Genomic DNA, 7,365 nt, shown 5'->3' with positions numbered 1-7,365 from the left:
TGAACTACCAGCCCGAACCAACGACGCAAACCGCGCCACGACAACAGAATCCGGAACCCATTTCGACTCCACACAATCACCCAACCCATGTCAGGTGTTTCCACGACCGCTAGAAATCAAGTCTAGGTAAGGCAATACGAAACCCCCAGCGTCAATGACGTCGCTGGGGGTTGGCTGAGCCTAGTGCTTAGGAGGCGTTTTCTACGCGCTCCTTCAGGGCATGGAACTGGTCCCATACCTCGGACGGCACGCGGGAGCCCAGGAAGTTGAGGTAGCTAGCGTTATCTTGCATATCGCCTTCCCAGTCCTTCGGGTTGACGGCAAGAGCGGCGCGAACGTCCTCGATATCGAAGTCGATGCCCTCGAGGTCGATATCCTCGGCACGGGCGGTGTGGCCCACGACGGTTTCCTCGGCCTCAACGTTGCCCTCAATGCGATCAATGATCCACTTGAGCACGCGGGAGTTCTCGCCGAAGCCCGGCCACAGGAAGCGGCCGTCGTCGCCACGGCGGAACCAGTTAACCAGGAAGATAGACGGCATGCGGTCGCCGCCCTTTTCACCCATATCGATCCAGTGCTGCAGGTAGTCACCGGCGTTGTAGCCGATGAACGGAAGCATAGCCATCGGATCGTGGCGCAGGGTGCCGACGCTGCCCTCTGCTGCAGCGGTCTGGCCGGAAGCCAGCAGGGCACCGATCATGGTGCCGTGGTTCCAGTCAAAGGCCTGGGTTACCAGCGGAACGGTGGTCTTGCGGCGGCCGCCGAAGAGGATGGCGTCGATCTTCACACCCTGCCAGTCGTCGTACTCCGGAGCGGCGCTCGGGCACTGGGAAATCGGCACGCAGTAACGGGAGTTCGGGTGCGCAGCCTTAGTGGAGGAGGACGGAGTCCAATCCTGACCGGTCCAGTCGATGAGGTGCTCCGGCGCCTCCTTGGACATCTCCTCCCACCAGACGTCGCCGTCGTCGGTAAGCGCAACGTTGGTGAAGATGGTGTTGCCCGGCTCCATGGTCTGCATGGCAATCGGGTTGGAACCGTAGTTGGTGCCAGGGGCCACGCCGAAGAAGCCGTTTTCTGGATTCACGGCGTAGAGGCCGTCCTCGCGCAGGTGCAGCCAGGCAATATCGTCACCGACGACCTCGGCCTTCCAGCCCGGAATGGTCGGGGTAATCATAGCCAGGTTGGTCTTGCCGCATGCCGAAGGGAAAGCGGCCGCAACGTGGTACTTCTTGCCCTCTGGGTTGGTGAGCTTCAGGATGAGCATGTGCTCTGCCATCCAGCCCTCTTCCTTGGCCATGACAGAAGCGATGCGCAGCGCGTAGCACTTCTTTGCCAGGATAGCGTTGCCGCCGTAGCCAGAACCGTAGGACCAGATTTCCTTGGTCTCCGGGAACTGGGTGATGTACTTGGTGTCATTGCACGGCCACGCCACATCTTCCTGGCCCGGCTCCAGCGGAGCACCCACGGAGTGCAGGGCGTGGACGAAATCGCCGTCGGTACCAATCTTGTCCAAGGCTTCCGCACCCATACGGGTCATGATGCGCATGGAGAGCACCACGTAGGCGGAGTCAGTCAGCTGCACGCCCAGCTTTGGTTCCGGATCGCTAATAGGGCCCATGCAGAAGGGAACCACGTACATGGTGCGACCCTTCATGGAACCACGGAATGCCTCCGTCATCTCTTCCTTCATCGCAGCTGGCGGCGCCCAGTTATTGGTCGGGCCGGCGCCTTCTTCATTCTCGGTACAGATGAAGGTGCGGGATTCCACACGGGCAACGTCGGAAGGATTGGAGCGAGCCAGGTAGGAATTAGGACGCTTTTCCTCATTCAGCTTGATAAGCGTGCCCTTTTCCACCAGCTCTGCGGCCAAACGGTCAGCCTCGTCCTGGGAGCCGTCTACAAAGACCACCTGGTCCGGCTGGAAAAGCTCAACATTCTCGCTGATCCAGCCGATAAGCTTTTCGTTTTTAGTCGGCAGCTCTCCGACGAGCCCTGGGATAGTGGCGGTCATTAGTAATTCTCCTGAGGGTGGGTGTGAAAATTGGGGAAATAAATCCCCAACTGTGCCTTCCACCTCAAGATTAACGTGCTTGTCCGAATAATTTGCGCAGATTTTGTCACACCGGTTATATCCACCGCGTTTACCAGAACTTCACCAAGCGCAACCACAGATACTGTGTTAAAAATCGCCTTTTCCCATCCCCCTGTCTGGGGGTCTATTCCCCTCCCTAGCGGCAACCAAAACGATAATCTTCCACCCCCAACCGGGCCCACTGGTTATACCAGGATTGGCTTCGCCACACGTGATCCCCGGCGCGGCGTATTGCTTGGCAAGGCTAAGCAGGGAAAAATAGGCCGCAATGAATAACACAGATAACTCTCAAAACACCCGCGCTGGAGAAATGCCTCCAGGGCGCCCGCCACAGACCGATTTCAATGCCGTATTCGACAACGAGCTTGACTACCCACGCCTGGGCAACGTCACCTTCCGCCGCGGCACGCTGACCGAAAATCAGCATGAGCTTTTTGAAAAGCGCTGGCCAGAACTAGGCCGCACGCTGGAAGACGAGGTCATTGACCTCGATGCCTGGTTTGGCCGCAGCGGCGCCAAGACCATCGTGGAAATCGGATCCGGTACCGGCACCTCTACCGCCGCCATGGCGCCGAAGGAGGCCGATACCAATATCATCGCCGTCGAGCTCTACAAGCCGGGCCTGGCCAAGCTACTGGGCCAGATCGAGCGCGAGGGCATCGACAATATCCGCATGATTCGCGGCGATGGCATCGAGGTCATGGTGCGCATGTTTGCGCCGGAATCCCTTGATGGCATCCGCGTCTTCTTCCCGGATCCCTGGCCAAAGGCCCGTCACCACAAGCGCCGCATCATCCAGTCGGGCACACTCAACCTTTTTGCGTCCCGCCTAAAGAAGGGCGGCGTGCTGCACGTTGCTACCGACCACGCCGGATACGCCGAGTGGATCGATGAACTTGTGGACGTAGAGCCGAGCCTGGATTACAAGGGCTGGCCATGGCCAGAGTGCCCGCAGTTGGTGGATCGTCAGGTCATCACCAAGTTTGAGGGCAAGGGCCTAGATAAAGAACACGTCATCACGGAGTATCTCTGGGAGAAGAAATAAATGAGCACCTACCTACTTGTCTGGGATGCGCCCAATATGGACATGGGCCTGGGCTCCCTGCTCGGCGGCCGCCCCACCGCCGCACACCGCCCGCGCTTCGACGCCATCGGCCGCTGGCTGGTACACCTTGCCCAGGACGTTGATGCGGAGCCGCGCGCCGATGTCTTTACTAATGTCACCCCGGGCGGCGCCGATGTCATCCGCCCATGGGTAGAAGCCATCCGCAACGTGGGCTTCGGCGTTTTTGCCAAGCCCAAGATCCACGAAGACGACGACGTGGATCCGGATATGCTCGACCACATCGAAAGCCTCCGTGAGGATCTAGCCGGCGTGATTGTTGCCTCCGCCGATGGCCAGAATTTCCAGGAACCATTGGAAGAGCTCATCGCAGAAGGCCTTCCGGTAACGGTCCTCGGTTTCCATGAGCATGCCGCCTGGGCCGTAGGCCACGCGGATATCAATTTTGTGGACCTGGAAGATATCGAGGGTGTATTCCGCGAGCCGCTACCGCGCGTGAACCTGGATAATCTGCCGGAGGGTGGTGCATGGCTGCAGCCATTCCGTCCCCTGGCTGCGCTGCTTAATAACCGCTAGGAGGCTGCCCCAATGTTTGAAAAATGGGGACGTTTTTCCTATGCGCACCGCCGGCTCATCCCCGCCATCATCGTCGCCGCCATCCTTGCGCTCTTTATCGGCTTTGGCTTGCAGCTCGAAGACCGCATGAGCCAGGAGGGCTGGGAGGATCCCAATGCGGCGTCGACAAGCGCGGCCCAGATCGAGCAGGAAGCATTCGGCCGCGATAACTCCGGCGATGTCATCTTGCTCTTCCACTCCCCCGATGAGAACTTCGACGCCGCCAAGCAGCACTTGGCGCAGTTGAAATCGGAGTATCCGGACCAGATTGACTCGGTGACCAGCTACTTCGACACGAAGAACCCGAACCTGGTCAATGCTGATCATTCGCTGGCCTTCGCAGCCATCGGGCTCAAAGGCGATGACGAGCAAACGCTGAAGGATTTCCGCGCCATCGAGGGCGCACTTACGGATACCACCGCACCGGTGGAGATTGCGGGTGCCACCGCGGTTGCTGATGCCCTGGATGAGGGAATGTCCCACGATATTTCCCGCGCCGAAAAGGCCGCCCTGCCACTGGTAGGCATCCTCCTGCTGGTGGTCTTCGGCTCGGTGGTTGCGGCCTGCATGCCGCTGGTGGTCGGTGGCCTCTCCATCTTGGGCTCTTTGGGAATCCTGTCCATCCTGGCCGGCTTCTCACAGGTCAATGTCTTTGCCCAGGCCGTCGTCACGCTCCTGGGACTCGGCCTAGCCATCGATTACGGCCTCTTTATGGTTTCGCGCTTCCGCGAAGAGCTGGATAAGGGCCGATCCACCGAGGAGGCCGTGGCCACCACCACCGCAACCGCCGGCCAAACCGTGGTTTTCTCCGCGGCCATGGTCGCCGTTGCGCTTTCCGGTCTCTTCCTCTTCCCCCAGGCCTTCCTGAAGTCCGTGGCCTATGGTTCCATTTCAGCGGTCGGCTTGGCCGCGCTCCTTTCGGTCACCGTGCTGCCGTCCATTTTTGGCATGCTCGGCCCCAAGATCGATACCTGGTCCGTGCGCCGTACCTCGCGAACGGCTCGCACCATTCAGGACACCTGGTGGTATAAGCTTCCGCGCTGGGCCATGCGCCATGCCCGCGGGCTGACCATCGCCGTATGCGGCCTGCTCATCGCGCTTACCCTGCCCGTCATGAGCATCACCTTCGGTGGCATCAACGAGTCCTACCTGCCGCCCGACCAGGACACCCGCGTGGCGCAGGATAAATTCAACGAAGAGTTCCCCGCCTTCCGCACGGAGCCGGTCAAGCTCGTGGTGGAAAATGCCTCGAACCAGCAGCTTGTCGACGTCGTCATGCAGGTCCGTGGCCTCGACGGCCTCACCGAGCCCATGGCGCCGACGACCGCCACCAAGGACGGCACGACCGTTCTTTCCGCCGGCATTGAAGACCGCGATGATTACGCAAAGATCGTGCACGAGCTGGAAAAGGTCAAGGCCCCTGAGGGCGTGAACCTTTACGTGGGCGGTACTCCCGCCATGGAGGTGGAGTCCCTCGATGCACTCTTCCACACGCTGCCGTGGATGGCGCTCTACGTAGTGCTGGCTACATTCCTGCTCATGGCTCTGGTCTTCGGCTCCTTCGTACTGCCGCTCAAGGCCATTGTGATGACGTTGCTGACCTTGGGCGCGACGCTGGGCATCTTGACGTTGATGTTCGTCGCTGGCTTGGGCTCGGACATCCTCAACTTCACGCCCGGCCCGCTCATGAGCCCGATCTTGGTGCTCATCATCGCCATTGTCTACGGCCTGTCCACCGATTACGAGGTCTTTTTGGTCTCCCGTATGGTGGAGGCTCGCCGGCGCGGCGCATCGACCGACGAGTCCATTGCGGCCGGCACCGCGCATACCGGCGGCATCATTACCGCAGCGGCGCTCATCATGATCGTGGTCTCCGGCGCGTTCGGCTTCTCCGATATCGTGATGATGAAATACATCGCCTACGGCATGATTTTTGCCCTGCTTATCGACGCCACCATTGTCCGCATGCTCCTCGTCCCGGCCGTCATGCACTTGCTGCGCGAAGATAACTGGTGGGCCCCTAGCTGGCTGCGCCACGCCACCACCACCTTGACCGGCGGTGCTACCCACCGCGGCAAGACTGTTCCCTTCACTGAGCTCAAACAACGCCTCGAAGGGGGTAAGTAAGTGAAGAAGTGGCTGCGCCTTATCGCCTCGCTCATCGTCCTGCTGGTCTTGGTTTATGTCTTCCGCGATGAGCTGGACTTCCTGCGCGAAGGCTTCTCGCGGCTTTCTCATTCCAATCCGGCCGCGATAGCGCTAGTGATCATCGCCTCCATCGTGGCGGTACTCGCCATGGGCGAGGTCATGCGCCTGCTCATTCGCGCCGGTGGCGTCAAGGTACCGGCCTCAGAAACCGCAGCACTGACGTTGGCCGCCAATGCCTGGTCCACCACTCTTCCGGCCGGCCCAGCTTTTTCCGCCATCCTCACCTTCTACGTACAGCGCACATGGGGCGCGTCCGTCATGTTGTGTGGCTGGTTCTTCGTGCTGTCCTCTGCGATTTCCACGATGTGGCTCGTGCTCATCGGCTTGGGCGGCGTGCTCTTCCTCAACGCGGATATGGCGCTCTGGTCCCTCATCGGCACCTTGGTGCTCATGCTGGCGCTTTCGGGCGGCCTGTTCTGGCTGACCAATCATCCGGATACCATCATGCGCTGGCTCAACCGCCAAAAGCTCATTAAGGGCTCCAAGCGCGAAGCCCTCTTGGACCAGGTCAAGAATCTGGAGGAAGTTCACCTTACCCGCCGCCAATTCGGTTGGGTCTCCTTCTACTCTTTGGCCAACCGCCTGATCGACATGGTCTCGCTATGGGGCTGCGTGTGGGCCGTTACCGGCCACCTGCCCGCCCTGCACGCTGGCGAGGACACCACGACGATGGCCGGCGTGGCGCTCGCCTATCTCACCGCTAAGCTTGCCGGCTCTGCTCAGGTCACGCCGGCCGGCCTCGGAACGGTGGAAGCCGCCATCATCGCCACTCTGGTGGCCACAGGCATGACCGCGGTGGACGCTACCGGCGCGGCCATCATCTACCGCCTCATCTCCTTTGCCTTGATCACCATCATTGGCTGGGTAATCTACTTCTGGCACTATGCCCGCAAGGGCATTACCTACGCCGCCTTGAACCGAAAGGAAAACGCATGAGAATCGCCCCCGTAATCGATATCATCGCCCTGATGCTCTTCGCCGTGGCTGCCCGCCTCGCCCACGGCGGCTTGAGCTTTTCCACCTGGGTAGATGCCTTTTGGCCCTGGGCCGTAGGCGCGCTTATCGGCTGGGTCATCATCCTGGCTACCAAAGCGCACGGCAAGTGGAAGGAAGGCGGCATCGTCTGGCTGAGCACCGTCGTGGGCGGCATGGCCCTGTGGATGCTGGTCAACGGCCGCCTGCCGCACTGGAGCTTCCTCATCGTAGCGACGGTGATGTCCGCACTATTTTTCTTTGGCTGGCGGCTTTTCGCCCGCAAATAAAAAAGAAGGAGGGTTTAACCCTCCTTCTTTTTTGCTCCACTTACTTGGAACTTACCTGAATGCCTGCCTGATTCAGAATATCGACCACGAAACCAATGATCTCGCTGACGATGTCCACAGCGCTA

6 protein-coding genes are annotated in these 7,365 nt (G+C 60.1%); 5 read left to right on the top strand and 1 reads right to left on the bottom strand.

All coding sequences use genetic code 11. From position 1 onward, the window contains the following. Positions 1–187: 187 nt before the first annotated feature. The gene (locus RAE09_RS08475; RefSeq protein ID WP_179387083.1) at positions 188–2,011 is read right to left on the bottom strand and encodes a phosphoenolpyruvate carboxykinase (GTP); all 1,824 of its coding nucleotides are present in this window, start codon (positions 2,009–2,011) and stop codon (positions 188–190) included. Between the two features lie 349 nt (positions 2,012–2,360). Between RAE09_RS08475 and trmB the strand changes: the two genes are divergently transcribed. Genes trmB through RAE09_RS08450 form a run of 5 tightly spaced genes read left to right on the top strand, consistent with a single transcriptional unit; the run spans position 2,361 to position 7,240 of the window. After that, positions 2,361–3,137, top strand: coding sequence for a tRNA (guanosine(46)-N7)-methyltransferase TrmB (gene trmB, locus RAE09_RS08470; protein WP_005325428.1), 777 nt, complete (start codon positions 2,361–2,363; stop codon positions 3,135–3,137). Beyond that, positions 3,138–3,731, top strand: coding sequence for an NYN domain-containing protein (locus RAE09_RS08465; protein ID WP_005325427.1), 594 nt, complete (start codon positions 3,138–3,140; stop codon positions 3,729–3,731). It begins immediately after the preceding gene. 12 nt (positions 3,732–3,743) lie between these two features. Beyond that, a complete protein-coding gene (locus RAE09_RS08460) occupies positions 3,744–5,897 on the top strand; it encodes an MMPL family transporter (protein ID WP_005325426.1) in 2,154 nt (717 codons plus the stop codon). After that, positions 5,898–6,914, top strand: a complete 1,017-nt coding sequence (locus RAE09_RS08455) for a lysylphosphatidylglycerol synthase transmembrane domain-containing protein (RefSeq protein ID WP_316981466.1) — start codon at positions 5,898–5,900, stop codon at positions 6,912–6,914. Beyond that, the gene (locus tag RAE09_RS08450) at positions 6,911–7,240 is read left to right on the top strand and encodes a DUF3054 domain-containing protein (protein ID WP_005325424.1); all 330 of its coding nucleotides are present in this window, start codon (positions 6,911–6,913) and stop codon (positions 7,238–7,240) included. The genes RAE09_RS08455 and RAE09_RS08450 overlap by 4 nt, the downstream gene beginning before the upstream one ends. The last annotated feature ends 125 nt before the right edge of the window (positions 7,241–7,365 follow it).

The organism is Corynebacterium tuberculostearicum, from assembly GCF_032821615.1.
Taxonomy (GTDB): domain Bacteria; phylum Actinomycetota; class Actinomycetes; order Mycobacteriales; family Mycobacteriaceae; genus Corynebacterium; species Corynebacterium tuberculostearicum_H.
The sequence above is the reverse complement of the archived record's forward strand: the minus strand, read 5'-3'. Positions and strand labels throughout refer to the sequence as shown.

Coding starts and splice junctions, on each gene's coding strand:
- RAE09_RS08475 (WP_179387083.1), bottom strand. CDS start 2,011: ATGACCGCCACTATCCCAGGGCTCGTCGGAGAGCTGCCGACTAAAAAC.
- trmB (WP_005325428.1), top strand. CDS start 2,361: ATGAATAACACAGATAACTCTCAAAACACCCGCGCTGGAGAAATGCCT.
- RAE09_RS08465 (WP_005325427.1), top strand. CDS start 3,138: ATGAGCACCTACCTACTTGTCTGGGATGCGCCCAATATGGACATGGGC.
- RAE09_RS08460 (WP_005325426.1), top strand. CDS start 3,744: ATGTTTGAAAAATGGGGACGTTTTTCCTATGCGCACCGCCGGCTCATC.
- RAE09_RS08450 (WP_005325424.1), top strand. CDS start 6,911: ATGAGAATCGCCCCCGTAATCGATATCATCGCCCTGATGCTCTTCGCC.